Origin of the sequence: Bacillus sp. 03113 (assembly GCF_006546985.1) — a bacterium.
GTDB lineage: Bacteria > Bacillota > Bacilli > Bacillales > Cytobacillaceae > VATK01.
In genome coordinates this window covers 44,896-67,022 of record NZ_VATK01000021.1, presented here as the reverse complement: position 1 = coordinate 67,022, position 22,127 = coordinate 44,896, and the positions used below count along the sequence as shown (strand labels likewise).

The following is a 22,127-nucleotide window of genomic DNA, read 5'->3' as shown; positions in this document are numbered from 1 at the left end:
TTAGGAATGAATCCTCGGGTAAAAATTGTTGTGTATTTTCGTTTTAAATAATATGTAAGCGATTACAATTTAAGTGATTTTTAAGTAAAATGAGGGATGTTAATGAGAAGAACAAAAAAACTATCCATTAAATCAAAGATAATTTTGCTTGCTCTTTGTTCAACTTTAATTCCTTTATTAATCATAGGACCATTGACGTTTCTATATATCAACAAAGTCGTTGAAAATAAAGTTACTAGAACGACTTCTAATTTTTTAAGTGTATTAGATGGAAATATTAATAATTTTGTAGTTGATGTTGAAAATATTTCAAATACTATTTTTTCATCAAATGACATTCAAAGATATTTACAAGAAAAAAAATCGTCACCAAGATTGTATATACTTGAGACATCCTCTATAAAAATATTAAACAATATTTCAATTGTTAATAACCCCTATATTAGTGCAATTTATATAGGGAATGAACATCACGAACTGCTTAAAATAAATCAGGGAGAAAATAATTATTCAAATCAAATTTTTAACCGTATTCAAATGACTAAATGGTACGGGGAATTAAAAAGCAGTGAGTGGGGAGGAGTTTGGATTAAGGGAGGTGGATTGAGCTTTGTAAAAGGTACAAATAATTCCTTAATGTTTGGAAGAATCGTTCGCGATATAGGTACATCTAAAGAAATAGGGTTATCCATTATTAGTGTTGATCAAAGTGTTTTTAGTCAAATACTTAAAGGGATTAATAAAGACGGAGAAATATTAATAGTAGATAAGCAAAATACAATTTATTTTAGTGGAGACAAGGAAAAATTTAAATCTCAAACGATTGCTGAACTTATAAAACCGCATGGCAAACAAGGTACCATTATTAATACAATAAATGGAGCAAAATATGTAATTAATTTTCATACGAATGCTAATACAGGTTGGAAAATTATTAGTATCATCCCATACCAGCTTATTGTTAAAGAAATAAATGATTTAAGGATATTTACCGCATCAATATTAGTACTTTCTTTTCTTTTAGCCACGATATGTGCTCTGCTCATTGCACATAAAATCACAAAACAACTGGATATATTGAGACGTGTTACTAAAAATTTAGAGAAAAGAGAGAATATTTCTGATCATGGATTTGATGAAAATGACGAAATTGGAAATATAGGAAAACGATTTGTTGAACTATACAATCGGAATAATAAATTAACCGTCCAGCTTTACGAATCTCAACTCAAAGAAAAAGAAGCAGAGCTATTAGCTTTGCAAAATCATATTAATCCTCATTTTTTATATAACACATTAAATTGTATTTACTGGATGGCAGAAAAAGCAAAAGTTAGTCCAATCTCAAAAATGGCAATAAGTCTTTCCAAGCTATTTAAGCTTACTTTAAACAATGGAGAATATATAACTACAGTAAGAAACGAAATCGAACAAGTAAACCATTATTTACAAATTCAAAATCTTCGTTTTGATCATAAAATAGAAGTTGTGATTGATATTGAACCTTCTATAATGGATGAACTCATGATCAAATTACTGTTACAACCAATAGTTGAGAATGCAGTACAGCATGGGCTAGAACAAAAGCAAGGCAAAGGAAGAATAGAAATAAACGGAATAAAGAGAGATAAAATACTTATTTTTGAAATAATTGATAATGGCGTTGGATTCAATAATGAAGGGGCTTTGAAAAACAATTCAGGCTATGCGTTGAAAAATATTAATGAACGGATAAAACTTCACTACGGTTCAGACTTTGGTTTAAGTATTGAAAGTAAGGTAGATAAGGGTACAAAAGTAATTCTTACTATTGGTCGTCAAACCATAAAATGTGCTTGAATAAAAAGTATGTTCAAGAGGTGAAATAATATGTATCAACTTGTAATTGTTGACGACGAAAAAATTGTCATTGACGGTTTGATTTCGTTAATTGATTGGAAACAATTTCAAATTGAGATAATTGGAAGCGCATCAAATGGTCATGAAGCCTACCAGTGTATTATTGAAAAAATACCACAAATTGTCTTAGCAGATATTCAAATGCCAGGATTAAATGGATTAGATTTAATGAGTAAAGTAAAAAAGGTTTATCCACAAATAGAATTTATCATTATTAGTGGTTATACCGAATTTGAGTATGCTCAGAAAGCATTAAAGCTTGAAGCTATTGATTATTTAGTAAAGCCAATCGAAATAAATGATATTATAAATTCAATAAAAAAAACGGTTGAAAAAATTAAAAAACATCATACTGAAAAAACTAAAATCGAGCAGATTCAAAAATACAAATCAGATTCAGAAAAAAAGGATATCCTTGATATCATCCTAGGACGTTCTGTTGATTTTACAAAAAGAGAAAATCCCCACAAAACCTATCAAATATTAACAATAGGTCATAAAGATTTATTATGGAATTTTTATATCAATGAGAAGTTTCAAGAGATTCTCAAAGATTTAAAAAGATTTTTTGCTGAGAACGGGCACAACGCTTTTATTTTTTTAATAGAAGAAATTATTGTTGTTTTATTATCTAACACGAACAAAAAACCTTTTCACGATTCCAAATTAATTAGCATTTCAACTATTCTCCAAAAAAATACGAAAGTCCTTCCTTTCATAGGATTAAGCAATATTTACAAGGAATGGGCTAATACTCATAAGTCATATAAGGAATCAAAAGAGGCATTCCAAATGGGGATATTTTTTAATCAAGTTATTACTTATTATTCTCATTTACAAAAAAACAATGATACAGTTATGAAACAAATAATAATAGACATCGAGGATCACTTTAAGAAACAAGAGGTGATATTTGATCAAATATATCCGTTACTTGATCAAATTTTAATCACCTCAATTGAAAACAAAATTTACCCAGACAAATCAAAATATATATATTATCTATTTATACAATCTTTTTCTAAATATATCCAACATAATTTTGATTTGGACATTGAACGTATTTTGGGGGAGAAGATTCAAATTTTTGAAAGTATTAATGGATTTCGGTCGATTCAAGATATTAATTACTGGATAAAAAGTTTAATCAGTAGAACAATACAATATTTAGATGAAAATAAAATATCATATAAAGAAAAGTTAATAGGAGATGTAAAAAACTACCTAAATTCTAATTTTGATCAATGCATAAGCTTGGATGATATTGGGAAGTGTTTTCACATAAGTCCTGCTTATATAAGTAGTATTTTTTCAAAATTAGTGGGAGTAACAATTTTCGATTATATGACAGAAATTCGAGTAACAAGAGCAAAAGTTCTATTAAGGACAACCAATGAAAAAATCCATAAAATTTGTCAACAGGTTGGCTATGAAAACCCAAGATATTTTAATCATGTTTTTAAAAAAAAGGTAGGTAAATCACCAACCGAATATCGTTCAGAACATTTTTTGGTTAATCATCGATGAGTTTTTTTAAAATTATTTTAGAATTATTTACTTCTTTAGCCATCTTTATTTACGTCATAGAAGTCTATATACCAATCCACAAATTTATTAATTCCCTCTTCAATTGAGGTTGATGGCTTGAAGCCAATATCCTTTATCAAATCATTTATATTCGCATAGGTTTCTTGGATATCACCTGGTTGAAGAGGTAACAACTCTTTTTTAGCTTTTTTTTGGAGTTTTTCTTCAATTACTGATATAAATTTCAGTAGATTTACAGATTGATTACTACCAATATTGTATATTTTATAAGGGGCTTTACTTGTATGATTTTCAGATTGCATGGGGGTTGGTTTATGAGGTATTAATCGAACAATTCCTTCGATAATATCATCAATGTAGGTGAAGTCCCGGTTCATATTCCCTGAATTAAATACTTTTATAGCATTTCCTTCTAGAATTGCTTGTGTAAATGTAAATAGCGCCATATCTGGTCTACCCCATGGACCATATACAGTGAAAAAGCGCAATCCTGTTGTAGGCATTTCATATAAATAACTGTAAGTATGGGCCATTAGTTCATTCGCTTTCTTAGTAGCTGCATAAATGCTAACTGGATGATCAACAGGATCTTCTACAGAAAATGGAATGGTTTTATTTGCACCATAAACGGAGCTTGAGGATGCATATAAAAGATGCTCTACTGGATATTTCTTACAAGATTCTAATACATTCATAAAGCCTTCAATATTGGATTGGATATATGCATGAGGATTTTCCAGGCTGTATCGAACACCAGCTTGAGCAGCTAAATGAATGACAATAGAAGGAGTGTATTCAGAAAAAATTTGATCGATCATTTTATAATCCTCAATTGAAGCAAAGGTAAAAGAAAATTGTCTATTTCTTTTTAATAATGCTAATCTTGCTTTTTTTAAGTTTACATCATAATAATCATTTAAGTTATCAATTCCTATTACTGAAAAGCCTTCTAATAATAATCGACTTGATAAGTGAAAGCCGATAAAACCAGCACATCCAGTAACAAGAATTTTTTTATGGTTGGACATTCTTTACATGTTCCTTTCGATAAACTTTATGAACTACAACATTTATCATATAGATTATGTTAAAGAATATTTTTTGTTAAATACGATTATTGGTTTATTCGTATGAAGCCTTGTTTCATATTCTTTGAAACAAGGCTTCATTAATATTCCGAAAATCAACTGTTTTATTTAACAGAGCCATCAAATAAAGTGAAACTTCCATCAGTGGGGGGTTCGTCCACCCTCCACTGATGGTTAGCCACCGTAGAGATTCATTGATTTTTCTAAGGGCTGAAGCCAAAAGAAAAGTCTTATTTCACCAATCACGCCTATACATTCTACATCTTGTGGCATTCGCCTAACTAGGACGTCCTGCTCGTCGTCGGTTTTTTACGAGCAGTTATTCCACACCTTTGCTACTTGATTCTCTAGAGCTTATACTGCTCAATAATGCTGGAGAAAATATTCAAGAATTCCTTTTTCTCCATTGAAAATCAGCAACTACCCTTTTATTATCATTGCTGAACTTGATATCTTTTTCTTCCTTATTATCTTCATTATCTTCGTTTCTCCTATAAAAACTAATATCTGTTTTATTACTTTTTGTTTTTCTAAAAGAGAATTCTTCTTCAATGACTTTCCCTTTTCTAAAAAAGAATTCTTCTTCAATGACTTCCACTTTTCTAAAACTCCAAATGCTATGATCGGTTGTTTCAAGTTCCTTTTCTTTCTTAACGGAGGTCATATTATCTTTTTGAAGGGAATTCTCTTGATTTTGTTGGATTTTCGGAACTTTTTTCTCATCTTTATTTTTTTGATTCACTTTTATTTGTTCTGATTGTTTTAGAGAATCAGTTGAAAAAGAGATAGATTTCTTATTCGTTTCTGCTTTTTTAGTTTTTACTTTGTTAACTTTTTTCGTATCATTTGTGGTTAGGTTTGTTACTTTTTCTGGAGATGAGACTGGTGATAAGCTCGTTGAAGGCATAGCAGATTGCTCCCATACCTCTAATAGTTCAGAAGCAACTCGATTCCATTGATAACGGGAAATTGCAATCTCTCTTCCTCGCTCTCCCATTTTTCTCATCATTGCTTTATTGGATAATATCATTGAAATTTTCTCTGCAAATTGACTTGGATCCTCAGGGTTTTCGATAACAAAACCGTTTTCTGATGGTTGAATTACTTCTGGATTTCCTCCCCTTGCTGTTGTAATGATCGGAAGACCAGCCGCCATCGCTTCATAATGAACCCTTGCTAGAGGCTCCTGCCATTGGGAAGTACAGACAAATAAATCAGCTGCTGCGAACCAGTTTTGAATTTCATCGGCTTTTACGTAACCTGTGGATATAACTGGAACCGTTAGTTTTTTAGCTAAAGATTTAACATAAGCAATATAATCTGTTATTCCATCTTGACTAAACCATTTACTACCTGCAATGACTACTGCTAAATCTTTAAATCTCTTTGAAAGCTCAGGCAAGGCTCTAATCAGCAGATCAACACCCTTGTTATGAGAGAGTCTTCCAGCGAAAAATATGACAGTTTTATTTTCAATGCCATTTTCTTGTCTTAATTGATGACGTATTTTTCGCATTTTCGGATGATTTCCAGGCAAAAATCTTTCCGCATCCACTCCAGAATAGATGGTACGTACCTTAGACGATGCTTGAGGATATAAATTTTTGATTACGTTACCAATGTAGTTGCTAACAGTGATGATATTTGAAACTTGCTCGATAGCTTCCTTCGCTTCTTCAGGGTTAATCTTTTCTGGATTGAACATATCATTATGCATACTTAAAGTAATTTTTGAGTGTGGAGCAGCTTTGCGAACAGGTAAGACAAGGCGAGGGCGATTAAAAATATGAATAAGATCAAATTGATTTCCTTCTATATAACGAACAACACCCTCCATATAAATTTCTAGAATTTTTCCGGGTACACGAACATAGTTTATTCCATCAATTATCTCTGAATCTGGTAAAGATGGATCATTTGTTCCTAATACCGTAACTTTATGATTTTTTCTTAAGAAAGGAAGATTCCCTGCAATATATGTTTGAATGGCACCCCCTAATACAGGAGGAATAGGTAGTTTTTCCGTACAAATCATTAATACTTTCATTTATCTTTTACCTCCTTCTACTGTAAACCAATTGTAAAAAATATTAATTTATTTATCTATGCTACTAAAATATGTTTTAATCCTTATTTTGTATAGGATACCTTACTCATATTGGACAGATTATTAGATATTTGCTTAGAAACAGAGTAAGAGCGTTTTTCGCTTTTCTATTTTTGCAAGAGAACCGTCCAAACCATCTCGAATAAAATGCATAGTATTAATAGCAAAAGAACTTAACTTTTTAAATTAAAAAGATTTAAGAGCGGGTGTGCACAAAAATAAACGATTGTTTTTTTAAATGAACCAATCGTCCCAAGAGGAGAGATGGGATTGAAGATTCGTAAAGCAATTATCCCTGCTGCAGGCTTAGGGACAAGATTTCTTCCTGCCACCAAAGCATTGCCCAAAGAAATGCTGCCTATAGTAGATAAGCCAGCGATTCAATATATTGTGGAAGAAGCGGTCGAATCAGGGATAGAAGATATTATTATTATTAGTGGTCGAAATAAACGATCAATTGAGGATCATTTTGATAAATCCTATGAACTAGAAGAGACACTATTAAAAAAAAATCAGCATACATTATTGAATGAAATTCAAAAAATCTCAAACTTAATCAATATCCATTATATTCGCCAAAAAGAACCAAAAGGGTTAGGGCATGCCATATATTGTGGTCGAAGCTTTATTGGTCATGAACCATTCGCTGTTTTACTTGGAGATGACATTGTACAATCTAAGAAGCCTTGTTTAAAACAGTTAATAGAGATCTATGATCGTTATCATTCCTCAGTTGTAGGGGTGCAAGAAGTAGATAAGGAAGAAGTGTCTAATTATGGAATCATCAAATCAACAGGGGACGTATTGAAGGAAAATGTTATTCAAATTGAATCAGTGATCGAAAAACCAGAAAAGCACCAAGCACCATCCCGTTATGCCATTATGGGTCGATATGTATTATCTCCTGAGATTTTTAATATTTTAAAAGATTTGCCAGAGGATCACAGGGGAGAAGTTCAGTTAACAGATGCTATTAAAATTTTGAATGAATCTCAATCTGTATTAGCCTTTCAGTTCGAAGGGCAAAGATATGATATTGGGAAAAAGATTGGATTTATAACTGCAACAATTGATTTTTCTCTCAAACGTTCTGATTTACGTAAAGAAGTATTACATTATTTAAAAAAAGTAATGATCCAAGAAGGATTAAGAAGTTAGGATGATGAGGCTGTGGCTATGAATATTGCTGTTGTTGGTACTGGGTATGTAGGTTTAGTTACTGGTGTTTGCTTAGCTGAAATCGGTCATAATGTCTCCTGTATTGATATAGATGAACAAAAAGTCTTAAAACTGAAAAAAGGGTTTTCACCTATTTATGAACCTGAACTTGAGAATTTAATGAAGAAAAATATAAAAAAGAACAGACTTAGCTTTACAACTAGTCATAATCACGGCTTTTCAAATGCTGAAATCATTATCATTGCGGTCGGTACGCCTGAAAAGCCCGATGGTTCTGCGAACCTTTCTTATATTGAGCAAACAGCGAAGGATATTGCGGAACATATTAACAATGATGTTATCGTAGTGACAAAAAGTACCGTTCCAATCAACACCAATGATTATATTGAGACGCTGATTAAACAACACTTAAAAAGAAATGTAAAAGTTCATATTGCATCAAATCCAGAATTTCTTAGAGAAGGGTCTGCTGTTTATGATAGCTTTCATGGGGATCGAATTGTAATTGGAACCAAGGATGAAACGGTTGCTGCGACTCTTGAAAAAATGTATAAGCCTTTGAGTATCCCAATTTTTAAAACTGATATTCGAACTGCTGAAATGATTAAGTATGCTTCGAATTCCTTTTTAGCAACCAAAATAAGTTTTATTAATGAGATATCTAATTTTTGCGAAATAGCAGGAGCGAATATTGAAGAAGTAGCTGTAGGAATGGGAATGGATAAACGAATTGGTCTGGAATTTCTAAAGGCTGGAATTGGTTATGGGGGTTCGTGTTTTCCAAAGGATACTTCTGCATTGTTAAAAATGGCACAGGATCAAAATTATGATATGAAAATATTAAATTCAGTGATAGAAGTGAATGATGAACAAAAAACGATACTCGTAAAAAGAGCATTAAAACGTTTTGGTACTTTGACAGGCATGAAGGTTGCTGTGCTTGGATTAGCCTTTAAGCCAAATACAGATGATATGAGAGAAGCTTCTTCGCTTGATACAATTGATCAATTACTTGAATTAGGAGCAACGGTTATAGCCTATGATCCAATTGCAATGCCAAATGCAAAAAAGATCTTGAGTCCTAAAGTAGTATTTTCCAATTCGGTGAAGGATGTTTTACAAAATGCTGATTGTGCTTTTATTCTTACAGAATGGCAAGAATTCAAAGAAACTAAGTTATACTTAATTTCACTATGGATGAAAGAGCCGATTATTTTTGATGGAAGAAATTGTTTTAGCATTGAAGAAATGAAAAGATATCCAATCGAATATCATTCAATGGGCAGACCGTCTTTGTATGTAGAAAAAACAGCGCATGAAAATTAACATTATTTTTAAAAAAAATGATAAATAATAATATTATGTAAACTTGTAATAATAAAAAACAGCCTATCATAAGATAAGCTGTTTTTTAGAAGCTAAAAAAAGTAGAAATAATATTTTTTCGTTTTATTTTCTTTTTTGGTTTTGTTTGATCAAAAACAAGAAGATTCTCAGAATAGATGTTCTTGTTAATTTCCATCTTCTTTTCTAAAGCTTCAATTTGACCTGAAAGCTTCTTCATTTGCTTTTGTAATTGTTCGATTTCATCTCTATGGTGGAGGAGTTGATATGATACAACGGAATCCGCCTTATCATTCAATTTCCTTTCCAATTCATTCATTTTCACTAAAATCTCAAGAGCTCTTTTATCATTTTCACTCGTTTTCAACGTTCCTTTTCGTGATCGATTTCCATTTACCGAAATATCATGTAAAGATACCCCGTTATGGAGCTGTTCTTGAATTTGTTTTAATTGGGATATATCTTCTTCTGTAAAAAGATAATGACCGAGCTCATTTCGTGTCATTTCGAGTTTAAACTGTTTTACCCAACGCTGAATGGTGCTTGGAGAGACCCCTAAAAGCTTTGCAACTGCATTTGTATTCATCATGAGAATTCCTCCTTTATTGAAAGTATTCTTTTTAATTTTCATAATTCCTTTGTCGTTGACAAAACAAGTATTGATTCGGCAAAGAAAGTGGTTTTCTTATGATTTTTTACTTATTTTGAAAATGTTTATCTATATGTGTGATGTTTTCTCGATTGATTGATTCGATTATTAATGGTTAGATAGGTAATATATTGAAAATTATCATTATTTTTATTAATTTTTTTTTACCCGTATCTTTTGTAGCCCTCTAATTCGTTTATAACGTAGAGAAAGTGATAAAGGAGTGAGATGATGCTTGATCAGCTTGATAAGAATGAAGGACAAAAAGGAAACACATCGGATCGGATAATCGAGCTTTATCCAAAGCTTAAACAGTATTGTTCATTTCTCACAAAAAACGAGTGGGATGGGGAAGATATTGCTCAGGAGACTATTCTTAAGATTCTCCTTCAAGTTCAATATCACTCGACATTAAATTCGAGCTTATTAAATAAAATTGCTTATCATCATTGGATTGACACGATTAGAAAAAAGCAAAAAGAAATCATTGAAGCAGCGCCCGAAAAAATAGAAGGGCAAAACGGTTCCCTGCCAATTGATTCAATGGATACAGTTGAATTGTTAGTAAAACAATTAACTCCAAAACAAGCGGTCATCTTTTTATTAAAGGAAGCTTTTCAGTATCAGGCTAATGAGATCGCAAATATATTTGAAACTTCTGAAAATGCGGTGAAGTCAAGCTACCATCGAGCTAAAAATCGTTTGAAAAAAAATATGGATGAGCGAGTTGTTGAATTTTGGGAGGATCATGAACAAAAGTTGCTTTCTTCTCTGTTTTATCAATCATTAAAAGAACAGGACCCAAAAATTTTAATTCGAAGTATTCCATCTATTTCTTCTTTAGCATTTGGACTTAATCATAGAAATGAAGTTCAAAGTAAATCATCATCCATTTCTCCTTTATGTACTTTCTCTATGGCAGCATAATTATTAGGCCGAGTTAAAGAATATTTTTGATAAAAGCGATTTTTGAATCATTCGTGTGAAACGCTGTTTCGCTAAATGATTCAAAAATCAACAGAGTTATTTAACATAGCTAGTTATTAAAGGAGGATTTTGAAAATGAGTAGTGTACCTTATGTTATCGAACAATCGAATCACGGAGAACGTTCCTATGATATTTATTCACGTTTGTTAAAGGATCGAATCATCATGCTTAGTGATGAAATCAACGATCATGTTGCGAATAGTGTCGTGGCGCAATTACTATTTTTAGCAGCTGATAACCCTGATAAAGATATTTCTATTTATATAAACAGCCCAGGTGGTTCTACGACTGCTGGATTTGCTATTTTGGATACGATGCAATATATTAAACCTGATGTTAGTACCATATGTATAGGATCAGCCTTTTCCTTTGGGGCATTACTATTGGTTGCAGGTACAAAAGGGAAACGGTATGCCTTGCCAAATAGTGAAATCATGATTCACCAGCCTCTTGGAGGAGCACGTGGTCAAGCAACAGAAATTGAAATATCCGCTCGCCGTATATTAAAGCTTAAAGAAAAAACGAATCAAATGATTGCAGACTTAACAGGCCAGACTGTTGATAAGATTGAAAAAGCGACAGATCGAGACTACTTTATGAATGCTAAAGAAGCTTTAGAGTTTGGAATCATAGATGAAATCATTTCACCACAGATAAAAAATAAAGATCATTAGAAAAGCGCAAGCGTCGATGTTGACTTATCGTAAACGAGGTGAGGGAAGCACTTCTAGTAGATAGGGTTGCCCGATTAAAAGCGCCACGTCCTGTGGCAACATCGGCACTAGTACATCCTGTACGTCGGATTTAGACAGTAATCTAACTTCAGATATAAATTCTGATTATATTAGAAAAAAAGGTCTTTTCACAGTTCAAGTTGTGAAAGGACCTTATTTTGTATATCGGTTCGCATAGCTTGAGGCAACAAAGGCATCTGGCTTAATTTTCGGCTCAATTCCCATAGATTCGATCCTAGCTACCATCTCCTTGACAAATTCTCTTGTTTTATTTCTCTTTCCTGCACCAATATCAATATGCCCTTCCATCGTAAATGTCGCACCATGATAAATATAAGGCAGCACGATATCAATCATCTCGCTCTTTTTTTCATCATTAAACATGTAAACGACTTCTTCCGTTAAGGAGGTTTCAAGGGAGATTTTTTCGTGTAAATACTCCATTTTTCTCGGAACGATGACTTTTCGAATGCAAGCCCATACACCTTTCCCTTCATTTTGAATCACAATTCCAGTAATAAAAACAGTGTGATTCATATGACCCTGTGAGTCAGTACCGACCATTAACCGATAATTTCCACTTGGCTGAAGCTTCATAAATTTAATGATGCGCTGAAATACCTGTTCAAAAGTCATATTTTTTTCTTGTAAATTTTGAAAAGGATATTGATAAATTTGAAAATGTTTCATTTTTTATCACCTATTTCATATCATTTACCTTTTTCAGCAAAAATTAAACGCTTTTACAATGTATTCTTTTATATCTTATGTTGTAGGATATTAAACTTGTTCTAAATTTTCGTTAATTTTTGCGTATCGCTTTCATTTAGTGGATAAAAAATGGTATGATAACGATGATTTTATTAAAGGAGTGTTAATAATGGCGAAAAAAGGATACATATTAATGAAAAATGGAGAGAAAATTGAGTTTGATCTATTCCCAGAAGCAGCACCTGGAACAGTTGAGAACTTTGAAAAATTAGCAAATTCAGGATTTTATAACGGCTTAACCTTTCATCGTGTTATCCCAGGGTTTGTAAGCCAAGGCGGTTGTCCAGTAGGAAACGGTTCTGGCGGGCCAGGATATACGATTAATTGTGAAACAGAAGGGAATCCTCATAAGCATGAAGAAGGCTCTCTTTCAATGGCTCATGCAGGTAGAAACACAGGTGGAAGCCAGTTCTTTATCGTACATGATCCACAGCCTCATTTAAATGGTGTACACACTGTGTTTGGTAAAGTCACTTCTGGAATTGCAGCTGTAAAAGCGATGAGAAATGGCGATGTTATGGAAAAAGTAGAAGTATTAGATGCAGAATAAGTAAAAGTAAGGAGAGCTAAGGCTCTCCCTTACTTACCTAATCGTATTGTCATTTTTTTGTAAAAATGAAATGAGTATTTACTTATATTCATATTTGTGAATCCTGTAACATTCCCCTTAAATATCAGTTTTTTCTGAAATCCAGAGTTTATTTATTCAATAACAAAAAATTTTTCTCCACATATTCCTACAAGCTTAATCCAAATTCAAAAAAAAAAAAACGATCAACTTGTGAAAAGAGAAAATACTATTCTAGCACTTGTCGAAAAATGTAAAGATAGTCATACTTGTTTCAATGAATGAAATATGTTAAATTCAACGCAAAGGGGGGAGAGTATATAGCGGATCGTTTTTATAAACCAAAATGTATACGCTTACAAATTGATTTCTATTAAACAATCGGCAAATCAAAAAAGATGGTTGATAAATATTGAGATTTGGAGGCTGTAACATGCAGAATTATAAGCACAAATCTAAACAGAAAATCATAATCTTAACGCTATTTTTTTCTTTGTTTGTTTCAAATATGATGGTTAGTTCTGTATATGCAAGAGATAGTAAGTTTACTAGACAAGGGGCAGGGCCGATGTATTGGATTACATATGAGCACCAATTTGCAAAAGATGTGTTCATGCCAGAACATCGGTTAAAGGATAATATTGATTGGATGGCTAAAAATTTTAAAGCCTATGGATACGATATGATTAGTACTGACGGATGGATTGAGGGAGCAACGCTTTTAAATAAAAACGGTTACATTGTATCACATAATGATCGATGGATGAGTGATCCAATTTATATGGATGGACGGGATAAACCGTATCTTAAAACAGGAAAACTTTTTAACGGTGATTTTGAGTACGCGACCACAGAAGGATGGGATATAAAAGGAAATGCCGATTATGGTGTGGATAAATCTGGTGCTCGTAATAACTTTAAGTTTTATTTTTATAAAAATTCTGCTTTCAATGCATCTGCTAGCCAGACTGTGACAGGAATTGAGAAAGATAAAACCTATCGACTTTCTTCTTGGGCAACTTTAGCTGATTTTAGCGGATCAAATCAGTTTATTGATGATGCAATTGGAAGCTTTGCTGAAATACGTATCAGTCAGAATGGAGAAATGGTTAAGAGTGTACCAATCAAGCTAAGTTCAACTTATCAAAACTACACAATTGATGTAAAGTCTATTGGGACTGATATGACGGTTGAAATTGTGATTGATTCCAAAAATGGCAATGCTTCGTTGCAACTGGATGATATCACTTTTGAAGCTGTCGATCCAAATCAGCCTCCAATTTCAGATACTGATTGGAAAGGATATCCGAATGAACGTTACCCAGATGGGCATACATGGAAACACTGGGCAGATTATGTCAAGAGTAAAGGGATGAAATTTGGAATTTATTACAATCCTCTTTGGATTAGCCCTGAAGTAGTGAAAAATCCCGATAAATACAAGGTTGTAGGGACAGATACACCAGTAGCTGATCTTGTGATTACCGAGCCCCAGGATTTAGGTAACGGCAAAATACTGCAAGGTGATCGCTTTGATGGCGGTCAAGGGGGAGAACGAGCTCTTTACTGGTTAAATGTTGATCATCCTGATGCAGAAAAATTCTTGAAAGGATATGTAGATTTTTTTGCTGAACAAGGTGCTTCCTATTTACGTGTAGACTTTTTATCATGGTATGAAAGCGGTTACGATAAAGGGTTAGGCCAAATAGGTACAGGTCATACAAGAGAACAATATCGCAAAGCGCTACAATGGATGAATGAAGCTACTAAAAAGAATGATATTTTCCTAAGTCTCGTAATGCCCGACCTAAAAAACCATGGGGAATATGAACAACAATACGGTGATATGATTCGAATCGATGAAGATGCTTTTAGTGGAGGATGGGATCATATTAGCGGACGAAGACAAGAATGGACAAATAATTGGTCTCAATGGGCCAATCCATTCCAAGGATTTACTGGTTTTGCGGATATTTCCGGACGTGGTTCCATGATCAATGACGGTGATTTCTTAAAGTTAAATACGTTTAAAGGCCAATTTGCTGAAGATGAAAAGAAAACAGCCATTTCACTTTTCACCATGGCAGGTTCTCCTATTACCATTGCAGATCAATACGACACAATAGGGGATAATTATAAATATTATCAAAACACTGAATTAATAGAATTAAACAAACGCGGTTTTGTAGGGAAACCTATTTTTTATTCAAATTTACACTATAAGAATAATGGCAGCCGTGACAGTGAAAGATGGGCTGGTCAATTGCCAGATGGATCTTGGGTTGTTTCTCTCTTTAATCGCAGTGATGTGAGTAAAGGACTTTCAATCGACTTCAAAAAAGATCTTGGACTCAAGGAAGAAGCTTTTGCTCGTGATTTATGGAATCATACAGATTTAGGTTACCGTACGATGTATTCTGAAATGCTCGAACCACATGACAGTACTGTCCTAAAATTAGTTCCAAAATCTAACAAAAAATTATATCAAACGGAAGTAGCCTCTTATCAAGGCGGAGCCATCTTCGATAACGAAAAAATGGGTTATGATGGATTTGGTTACATTAAAGGGCTTGATAAAAAAGGATCAAAGGTAACGATTGCTGTTGAAATGCCCGAAGCTGGGCAGTTCCCAATAGCTATAAAATATGCGAATGATCATGCAGAAGCAAGCACTTTATCACTTTCCGTTGAGGATGAAGAAATGAACGTGATTAGTGCACCTAAAACAGTGTCTTTCCCATCTAGTGAAGGTAAATGGGGAACCGTCGAAAAATCGGTCCAACTAAATAAAGGGGAAAATTTAGTTACCCTGGAATTTACAGAAGAAGATAAAGGTTCTGTTGCCGTCGACTCCATACAATTCGGGACTAGTTCGGGACAACTAGTAAACGGAGATTTTGAAATGGGCAATGAAACAGGCTGGACTGTCAATACTTTTGGCACAACGATCTGGCATGGTGTTGATAAAAATGATTCATACGAAGGATATAAACAATACCTTTATTCTCCGAATGAAGGCGGAAAAGCTTCATCAAAGCAAACAATCGTTGGTTTAAAGAATGGCAAATATACCATATCATCTATGGTCAAATTAATGCCGCATTTAGATCCGAGCTTTTCAGGCGGTGTTGCGAAAATGATTATTTCCCAACCTGGAAAAGAGGATGTTGAAGTAACGATTACACCAAAACTAAAAGATCCAGATGGTCCTGTAAAGCAGAAGTGGACTGCAGATGATTTTGAATATAAAAAATTTAATACGGACACGATTGAAGTCACAGAAGGTCAATTGACGATTGAATTTTATTTGGAAGCTCCTAAAGCAGATACATCCATGCAAATTGACAATGTTGAGCTTGCTTCAGCCAGCTCAGATATTCCTGAGGATGTAGAGATCAAGCTAAATAACAATGAGTTTGAGGATGGTTTTACAAGCTGGAGCCGTACCAATATGGTTAACCAATCAATCAAATCGGAAGATGGAAATAAATTTGTACGAATAGCAGGGGAAGAAGCTTATTCCTCCGATTTGTGGCAATTTAGTCAGGCGCCAATTGATGGAAATTACACCTTATCAATAAAAACTCGAAAATCCGGTAACTTTGACAAAGCAGTGGTTTATGTTACTTATTCAGGAGGTACCAAGGAAGTGCCGATCACTGCGAGCGGAGATTGGAAAGAAGTAAAAGTCCCGAATATCCAATTAATGAATGGTGAAGTCGTAAAGGTTGGTGTTATGGCAGATGGCCAAGCTGGAAGTGTACTTGACCTTGATCGAGTAGAAATGTCGAAAAAAGATCCATCTGAGTATCAAAATGTTTCGTATATTAATAGTTTAGATGATCAAACGCCATATGCTGTAACCAATGATGGGAAAAGTATTGTGTTAAATTCAAAGAGCGATGAAAAGGTAAAAATTGAATTCGTTCAAGATGATACAGCAAAAGTATGGATGGAACCGACGGGGATATTTAAGAAAAAGGCATCGTTTGTTGTTGATCAAGAAGATGTATCAATCGTCCCTAAGGTAAGTGATCAAGATAGCTATATCTTGATTCAAACAGACAAAGTGAGTTTGCGTGCTTATAAGTCTCCATTTAAACTAGCCTACTATGATGCTGCAAACACGAATATGTTAACAGAGCAACATGAAGGGAAAGGTTTAGGCTATGATGGAGATACAGGGGTATATTCGGCTATGAACCTTGATCCAAATGAACATTTCTTTGGTTTAGGGATCGATCGTGATTCCCAGTCCTTCGATCGAAAAGGTCATAAGGTTGTCATGAACAATGCAATGAAGGGAGGATATGGCGGTAACACCTCTGATATTTCTGGTACATTCTTTACTAGTACGAAGGGATACGGTCTTTATTTTGATAACACCTATGAAAATGTCACGTTTGACATGGGGGCTTCAGATAACAAAACATATACATTTAATGCACCAAATGGGGAAATGATTTACTACTTTATGGCCGGTAAAAAAGAAAGTCCTTTAACGGATATTATGAAAAGCTATGCAGATCTAACCGGGACTCCTCCAATGCCGCCACTATGGGCTCTGGGCTATATCCAATCCAAGTATGGATATAAAAGCTGGCAAGAGGTGAATCAGATCGTAGATACATTCCGTGAAAAACAAATTCCTTTAGATGGAATGATTCTCGATGCATATTGGGCTAAAGATAATCACTACTTTGACATGACTTGGTCTGATGCTTTTGCCAATCCAAAAGAAAATATGGAGCAGTTAGCGAAGAAAGGTGTCAAGACAGTACCAATTGTCGATCCATACATTCAAGTAACAGCAAATAATTATAATGAAGGGGATCGAAATGGCTACTTTGTAAAGGACACTTCTGGCAATACAATTATATATGACGCTTGGTACGGAAAAGCAGGATTAGTTGATTTCACAAATCCTAAGGCAGTTGATTGGTTCAACACCCAGGTTAAATCCTTACATGACGCAGGTGTGAAAGGGTATTGGATTGATCTAAATGAACCGGAAAAAGACACAGATTCACTAAGACATCAATTCTTTAAAGGAAATGCATCAGAAATAAGAAATGTATATGCATTAAATGAGGCAAAGTCTTTTTACGGTGGACATAGAAGCTATAGTGACAACAGACTGTGGACCTTGTCACGCTCAGGTTTTTCTGGTATTCAAGAATATGGAACAACGGTTTGGAGTGGAGATGTGGATGCAAGCTGGGAGTCCTTCAGGCACAATCTACAATTAGGTTTAAGCTCTGCGATGTCTGGTATCCCTTATTTTGCAACAGATATTGGCGGTTTTTATGGCAAACCATCCGCTGAGCTATATACACGTTGGATGCAAGCTGGATCTTTTATGCCGATCTACCGTGCCCATAACTGCGAATGTGGCGATCCAACGAATACACGAGAGCCATGGGTATTTGGAACAGAGGCAGAGTCCAATGTTAAACAAAGCATTGTACAGCGTTACAAGTTGCTGCCTTATATTTATTCAGCAACAAAGCAAACATCCGAAGGAAATATCTCATTAATGAGACCTTTAGTTATGGATTTTGCTAATGATACAAACGTGTTTGGGATTGAAGATCAATGGATGTTTGGTCCAAATATGCTTGTGGCTCCGATTACATTAGAAGGCATAACAAAGAGAAATATCTATTTACCAGAAGGAAAATGGTATGATTGGAGCACTCAAAAAACAGTTTCAGGAGGACAAAGTATTGAATACGGTGCAGACTTGTCAAAGATTCCGGTCTTTGTAAGGGAAGGTGCGATTATTCCTGAGCGTGAGGTCCAAAATTATACCTCTGAAGGACCAGCAAATAAAATGATAATAAAAGCATATCCAAAACAAAATGGAGAAGCAACAAGCTTTACATTATATGAAGACGACGGTCAAACCTACAAATATGAAAATGGACAATCAGCAGAAACAAAGCTTACAGTTGCAGCAAATGCAGGTATCGTAACTCTTGAAATGGCAGCAATGAATGGCAGCTTTGATGGGCGTGTGGAAAAAAGAACTTGGATTGGAGAAATAAAAGTCGGTGCAGTTGATAACAAAGGCATTAAATCAGTGAAGCGGAATGGTATAAAATTGAAACAAGTTCAATCGAAAGAAGCAGTTGATGCTGGGGCTGATGTTTGGTATTACGATGCTCAAACAGGAATGGTAATCGTAAAAACAAAAGAAGTATCTACCTCAGAAGCTCAAATTATTACGATTGATAAAGGGACGAAATAAAAAATTAGATGATTAAATTAGTGCAAAAAAAGGATGAGTAAAAAAGGGTATTAGATGGATTTGATTCCCGTCTAATACCCTTTGTACTGTGTAAAAATATACGTTTTATACTTAATGTACCTCAAGAAAAAAACGAGGATTTAAAACGATAAGGCGATCCAAAGATAAAAATAGCAGTTTTCACCACTTTAAAGATGCAACTGCATGATTGCTATAACTTTGTTTAGCGTCGTATTGGTTCTTAAATAGGATTAAAGATTGGAACACTTACTTTGGCATAGAAGAAAATAGGACTTGGTGGGATTCGAACCCACAAGAAGAACAACAATTAACGGGTTAACTGATGACTGCTCTACACGTTGAGCTACAAGTCCTAATGTGTATTATTTGCAAGATTCGTTTTTTTATACATATAAAGTGAAACTTCCATCAATGGGGGTTTTCCGACGTACAGGAAGTACTAGTGCAGATAATGCGACAGGACGTCGCGCTTTTGTCTGCTTCATCCCCCACTGATGGTTAGTTGAACCAATCACGCTCATACATGCCACATCCTGTGGCATTCGCCTGACTAGGACGTTCTGTCTGTCGTCGGCAGTTATCCTCCACGTAGGATTTCTAGTTTACACTCATAACCTTGTGGTGGAGGTCTTATTGCCCATTAATGCGTGATAAATTGATGTGTTTCGCTGGCGTTCCCCTACAAGAATATCTCCTTCAATCGGTGGCACTTTTTCTAATTCATATTTCTTATTTCAATTCAATGGTTTTAGTTGTTATCACCTTGTCATTGCGAAATAGTGTGAGATTATACTTGCCTATTTTCCAATTCTCTGGATAAATTTTATTTGTTTTACCTGATATCCCATATGAATCAATCCAATTATCCTCAAAGATGATTTCGTTGCTTTCTAAGCTTGTGATCTGCAATTTTGCAGGAAAATTAGAATTTCCCTCAACCATATTTGCATAAGTAACGACAACATTGAAAGCTTGGTTAGCTTTTATTATTTCAGCCGGATCATTTACTTTAACACTCTCGTCATCGACGTTAAAACCAACTTGTATTTCATCATGAGCGGGATCTCCAAATTCTTGATCAAAACGAAAATAAAAAAAGCAAAATAGGAGAATAGGAATAATGATTAATAAAAAGAATTTAAGACGCTTCATTTATTCAAACCTTTCAAATTTTTCAAGAAATCAATTAAAAAGCAGTGAGACTTCCATGACGAAATCCACTGCAGTTTATATGTGATCAATTATAAAAGTAGAATACCTATAGTAAAAGTTATTATTTATTTACATATTCCTGAACCATGTCAATTGTAACGTATTTTCTCTGTGGAGTCTTGCCAGATTTAGCTAGCTCATTTATTTTTAGAGTAACTTGATTAATTTTCTCAGTTGTAAATGTTTCTCCATTTTTACACTGCGAAATAACTTCTTCAATGTACTCTTCACGTTTTTGATCTAAATAAATAAATTCTCTTATGATTGTATTTTGTTTTTGAGCATGCTTTGTAATAGCGATATGAACACTCATTGATGATACCCCTTTATCTTTTTTATTTAATTATCATAACAAACTTAAGCCCTTTTTGTAAGGATTTCTTGAAGTGATGTTCCTTTAAGTTTAATATAAAGGAAATAATCAACAAGGAGTTTAATAACAAAATATGAAGCTAGTATCTTGGAACGTCAATGGAATTCGTGCTTGTGTAAAAAAGGGATTTTTAGATTATTTTAATGAAATAGATGCGGATGTTTTTTGTATACAAGAAACAAAGCTGCAGGAAGGACAAATAATCTTAGAGTTGGATGGATATCTTCAATATTGGAATTATGCCCAGAAAAAGGGGTATTCAGGGACGGCTGTTTTTACAAAAGTAAAACCGTTATCAGTCTATTATGGAATAGGGACAGAAGATCTAGAGGGTAGAGCGATTACTTTAGAATTTGATACGTTTTATCTCGTTAATGTCTATGTTCCAAATTCGCAAAGAGACTTAGCTAGGCTAGATTATCGACTTGATTGGGAGGATCAAATTCGAGATTATTTACTAGAATTAGATAAGATAAAGCCTGTTATTTTATGTGGAGATTTAAATGTAGCTCATCAGGAAATAGATTTAAAGAACCCTAAATCGAATATGAAAAATTCAGGCTTTACGGTTGAGGAAAGAGGGAAAATGACCGAGCTTCTTGGGTCAGGTTTTATCGATTCATTTCGATTTTTTTATCCAGATCAAGAGGGTGCCTATTCATGGTGGTCCTATATGAATAAAGTCAGGGAAAGAAATATTGGCTGGCGCATTGATTATTTTCTTGTATCTAATCAATTAAAAGATCGTCTGAACGATGCACAAATTCATGCACAAATAATGGGGAGTGACCATTGTCCAGTTTTAATAGAAATTGAGAATTTATCTTCTTAAGAGGGATATACTATAAATTTTTATCATTAAAGAGGCGTCTCAAAAGCAATTTTACTTATGAGATAGCCTCTTTGTAAATTAACCTATTGCTTTAACTGATTAAATTCTGTTAACGCTTCTTGAACTAATGTTACGGCCTGACTCATAGTTGCTCCTCCGCCGAATGCGGCTGTTACTCCAACTGCTTCTAAAACCTCTTCCTCTGATGCTCCTTGATCAAGGCAGCCTTTCAAATGGTATATAATACAATACTCATCCTGGGAATATAAACTGATTCCAAATGCAATCAGCTGCTTTTGTTTTTGTGACAAGGTACCTTCCTTAAAGCATGTTTCTGTAAAGGCATTATAGTGCTGCGCTAATTCAGGCATTTTTTGTGTGAATACACCTAACCCCATTTTATAATCATGAAGAGCTGCTTCAATTGAATTTGCAGGTTCATAATAATGTTCCATATATGCTACACCCCATTCAAAATATAATCAACATTAGTATGTTATTATCATTCTCACTCTATGCAAAAGTGATGTTCCGTAAAAATTTCTTTAAAGATACTTAGGAATA

The 22,127-nt window shown here is 34.0% G+C and carries 17 protein-coding genes and 1 tRNA gene; 9 read left to right on the top strand and 9 right to left on the bottom strand.

Going from position 1 to position 22,127, the window contains the following annotated elements; genetic code table 11:
* The first annotated feature begins 102 nt into the window (after nucleotides 1–102).
* Both FDO66_RS17810 and FDO66_RS17805 read left to right on the top strand, forming a co-directional pair.
* Nucleotides 103–1,839, top strand: a complete 1,737-nt coding sequence (locus tag FDO66_RS17810) for a cache domain-containing sensor histidine kinase (protein ID WP_181444639.1) — start codon at nucleotides 103–105, stop codon at nucleotides 1,837–1,839.
* Nucleotides 1,840–1,869: 30 nt separating this feature from the next.
* Nucleotides 1,870–3,426: a response regulator gene (locus FDO66_RS17805; protein ID WP_141434009.1), complete on the top strand. Its 1,557-nt coding sequence runs from the start codon at nucleotides 1,870–1,872 to the stop codon at nucleotides 3,424–3,426.
* A gap of 35 nt (nucleotides 3,427–3,461) precedes the next feature.
* Here FDO66_RS17805 and FDO66_RS17800 read toward each other — a convergent pair whose 3' ends face one another.
* Together FDO66_RS17800 and FDO66_RS17795 are read right to left on the bottom strand one after the other, a co-directional pair.
* Nucleotides 3,462–4,475, bottom strand: coding sequence for an NAD-dependent epimerase (locus FDO66_RS17800; RefSeq protein WP_141434008.1), 1,014 nt, complete (start codon nucleotides 4,473–4,475; stop codon nucleotides 3,462–3,464).
* 445 nt (nucleotides 4,476–4,920) lie between these two features.
* A complete protein-coding gene (locus FDO66_RS17795; protein WP_141434007.1) occupies nucleotides 4,921–6,582 on the bottom strand; it encodes a glycosyltransferase family 4 protein in 1,662 nt (553 codons plus the stop codon).
* Nucleotides 6,583–6,912: 330 nt separating this feature from the next.
* On the opposite strand from FDO66_RS17795, the gene galU reads away from it, so the two are divergent.
* Nucleotides 6,913–7,800, top strand: coding sequence for a UTP--glucose-1-phosphate uridylyltransferase GalU (gene galU / locus FDO66_RS17790; protein WP_258535774.1), 888 nt, complete (start codon nucleotides 6,913–6,915; stop codon nucleotides 7,798–7,800).
* 18 nt (nucleotides 7,801–7,818) lie between these two features.
* Nucleotides 7,819–9,147 carry a UDP-glucose dehydrogenase family protein gene (locus tag FDO66_RS17785; protein WP_141434020.1) on the top strand — a complete coding sequence of 443 codons (1,329 nt, stop codon included), beginning with the start codon at nucleotides 7,819–7,821 and terminating at the stop codon, nucleotides 9,145–9,147.
* Nucleotides 9,148–9,232: 85 nt separating this feature from the next.
* On the opposite strand, the gene FDO66_RS17780 is transcribed toward FDO66_RS17785, so the two are convergent.
* Nucleotides 9,233–9,754, bottom strand: coding sequence for a MerR family transcriptional regulator (locus FDO66_RS17780; protein WP_258535773.1), 522 nt, complete (start codon nucleotides 9,752–9,754; stop codon nucleotides 9,233–9,235).
* Between the two features lie 291 nt (nucleotides 9,755–10,045).
* Between FDO66_RS17780 and FDO66_RS17775 the strand changes: the two genes are divergently transcribed.
* Both FDO66_RS17775 and clpP read left to right on the top strand, forming a co-directional pair.
* Nucleotides 10,046–10,741 carry a sigma factor-like helix-turn-helix DNA-binding protein gene (locus tag FDO66_RS17775; protein WP_141434005.1) on the top strand — a complete coding sequence of 232 codons (696 nt, stop codon included), beginning with the start codon at nucleotides 10,046–10,048 and terminating at the stop codon, nucleotides 10,739–10,741.
* 135 nt (nucleotides 10,742–10,876) lie between these two features.
* Entirely contained in the window at nucleotides 10,877–11,476 is a 600-nt protein-coding gene (gene clpP / locus FDO66_RS17770) for an ATP-dependent Clp endopeptidase proteolytic subunit ClpP (RefSeq protein ID WP_141434004.1), read from the top strand.
* 213 nt (nucleotides 11,477–11,689) lie between these two features.
* Here the strand turns inward: clpP and FDO66_RS17765 are convergent, their stop codons facing one another.
* Entirely contained in the window at nucleotides 11,690–12,226 is a 537-nt protein-coding gene (locus FDO66_RS17765) for a ribonuclease H-like YkuK family protein (protein WP_141434003.1), read from the bottom strand.
* A gap of 190 nt (nucleotides 12,227–12,416) precedes the next feature.
* On the opposite strand from FDO66_RS17765, the gene FDO66_RS17760 reads away from it, so the two are divergent.
* Nucleotides 12,417–12,857 carry a peptidylprolyl isomerase gene (locus tag FDO66_RS17760; protein ID WP_141434002.1) on the top strand — a complete coding sequence of 147 codons (441 nt, stop codon included), beginning with the start codon at nucleotides 12,417–12,419 and terminating at the stop codon, nucleotides 12,855–12,857.
* Between the two features lie 451 nt (nucleotides 12,858–13,308).
* Nucleotides 13,309–19,125 (top strand): TIM-barrel domain-containing protein, encoded by a 5,817-nt coding sequence (locus FDO66_RS17755; RefSeq protein ID WP_141434001.1) that lies wholly within the window; start codon nucleotides 13,309–13,311, stop codon nucleotides 19,123–19,125.
* 289 nt (nucleotides 19,126–19,414) lie between these two features.
* Here FDO66_RS17755 and FDO66_RS20970 read toward each other — a convergent pair.
* From FDO66_RS20970 to FDO66_RS17745, 4 genes are all read right to left on the bottom strand, one after another.
* A tRNA-OTHER gene (locus FDO66_RS20970) sits at nucleotides 19,415–19,499 on the bottom strand.
* A 30-nt stretch (nucleotides 19,500–19,529) separates the two neighbouring features.
* Nucleotides 19,530–19,667, bottom strand: coding sequence for a hypothetical protein (locus tag FDO66_RS20965; protein WP_181444638.1), 138 nt, complete (start codon nucleotides 19,665–19,667; stop codon nucleotides 19,530–19,532).
* A 208-nt stretch (nucleotides 19,668–19,875) separates the two neighbouring features.
* On the bottom strand, nucleotides 19,876–20,298 hold the full coding sequence (locus FDO66_RS17750; RefSeq protein ID WP_141434000.1) for a hypothetical protein: 423 nt from the start codon (nucleotides 20,296–20,298) through the stop codon (nucleotides 19,876–19,878).
* A gap of 121 nt (nucleotides 20,299–20,419) precedes the next feature.
* Entirely contained in the window at nucleotides 20,420–20,671 is a 252-nt protein-coding gene (locus tag FDO66_RS17745; protein WP_141433999.1) for a YpbS family protein, read from the bottom strand.
* Nucleotides 20,672–20,804: 133 nt separating this feature from the next.
* On the opposite strand from FDO66_RS17745, the gene FDO66_RS17740 reads away from it, so the two are divergent.
* On the top strand, nucleotides 20,805–21,563 hold the full coding sequence (locus FDO66_RS17740; RefSeq protein ID WP_141433998.1) for an exodeoxyribonuclease III: 759 nt from the start codon (nucleotides 20,805–20,807) through the stop codon (nucleotides 21,561–21,563).
* An 83-nt stretch (nucleotides 21,564–21,646) separates the two neighbouring features.
* On the opposite strand, the gene FDO66_RS17735 is transcribed toward FDO66_RS17740, so the two are convergent.
* On the bottom strand, nucleotides 21,647–22,018 hold the full coding sequence (locus FDO66_RS17735; RefSeq protein ID WP_141433997.1) for a carboxymuconolactone decarboxylase family protein: 372 nt from the start codon (nucleotides 22,016–22,018) through the stop codon (nucleotides 21,647–21,649).
* Between the last annotated feature and the right edge of the window lie 109 nt (nucleotides 22,019–22,127).

What these genes read in the sequence shown, in the direction of transcription:
- FDO66_RS17745 (WP_141433999.1), bottom strand. Translation starts at nt 20,671, where the DNA reads ATGAGTGTTCATATCGCTATTACAAAGCATGCTCAAAAACAAAATACA.
- FDO66_RS17765 (WP_141434003.1), bottom strand. Translation starts at nt 12,226, where the DNA reads ATGAAACATTTTCAAATTTATCAATATCCTTTTCAAAATTTACAAGAA.
- FDO66_RS17810 (WP_181444639.1), top strand. Translation starts at nt 103, where the DNA reads ATGAGAAGAACAAAAAAACTATCCATTAAATCAAAGATAATTTTGCTT.
- FDO66_RS17760 (WP_141434002.1), top strand. Translation starts at nt 12,417, where the DNA reads ATGGCGAAAAAAGGATACATATTAATGAAAAATGGAGAGAAAATTGAG.
- FDO66_RS17740 (WP_141433998.1), top strand. Translation starts at nt 20,805, where the DNA reads ATGAAGCTAGTATCTTGGAACGTCAATGGAATTCGTGCTTGTGTAAAA.
- FDO66_RS17785 (WP_141434020.1), top strand. Translation starts at nt 7,819, where the DNA reads ATGAATATTGCTGTTGTTGGTACTGGGTATGTAGGTTTAGTTACTGGT.
- FDO66_RS17750 (WP_141434000.1), bottom strand. Translation starts at nt 20,298, where the DNA reads ATGAAGCGTCTTAAATTCTTTTTATTAATCATTATTCCTATTCTCCTA.
- FDO66_RS17800 (WP_141434008.1), bottom strand. Translation starts at nt 4,475, where the DNA reads ATGTCCAACCATAAAAAAATTCTTGTTACTGGATGTGCTGGTTTTATC.
- FDO66_RS17735 (WP_141433997.1), bottom strand. Translation starts at nt 22,018, where the DNA reads ATGGAACATTATTATGAACCTGCAAATTCAATTGAAGCAGCTCTTCAT.
- FDO66_RS20965 (WP_181444638.1), bottom strand. Translation starts at nt 19,667, where the DNA reads ATGAGCGTGATTGGTTCAACTAACCATCAGTGGGGGATGAAGCAGACA.
- FDO66_RS17805 (WP_141434009.1), top strand. Translation starts at nt 1,870, where the DNA reads ATGTATCAACTTGTAATTGTTGACGACGAAAAAATTGTCATTGACGGT.
- FDO66_RS17780 (WP_258535773.1), bottom strand. Translation starts at nt 9,754, where the DNA reads ATGATGAATACAAATGCAGTTGCAAAGCTTTTAGGGGTCTCTCCAAGC.
- FDO66_RS17795 (WP_141434007.1), bottom strand. Translation starts at nt 6,582, where the DNA reads ATGAAAGTATTAATGATTTGTACGGAAAAACTACCTATTCCTCCTGTA.
- FDO66_RS17755 (WP_141434001.1), top strand. Translation starts at nt 13,309, where the DNA reads ATGCAGAATTATAAGCACAAATCTAAACAGAAAATCATAATCTTAACG.
- clpP (WP_141434004.1), top strand. Translation starts at nt 10,877, where the DNA reads ATGAGTAGTGTACCTTATGTTATCGAACAATCGAATCACGGAGAACGT.
- FDO66_RS17775 (WP_141434005.1), top strand. Translation starts at nt 10,046, where the DNA reads ATGCTTGATCAGCTTGATAAGAATGAAGGACAAAAAGGAAACACATCG.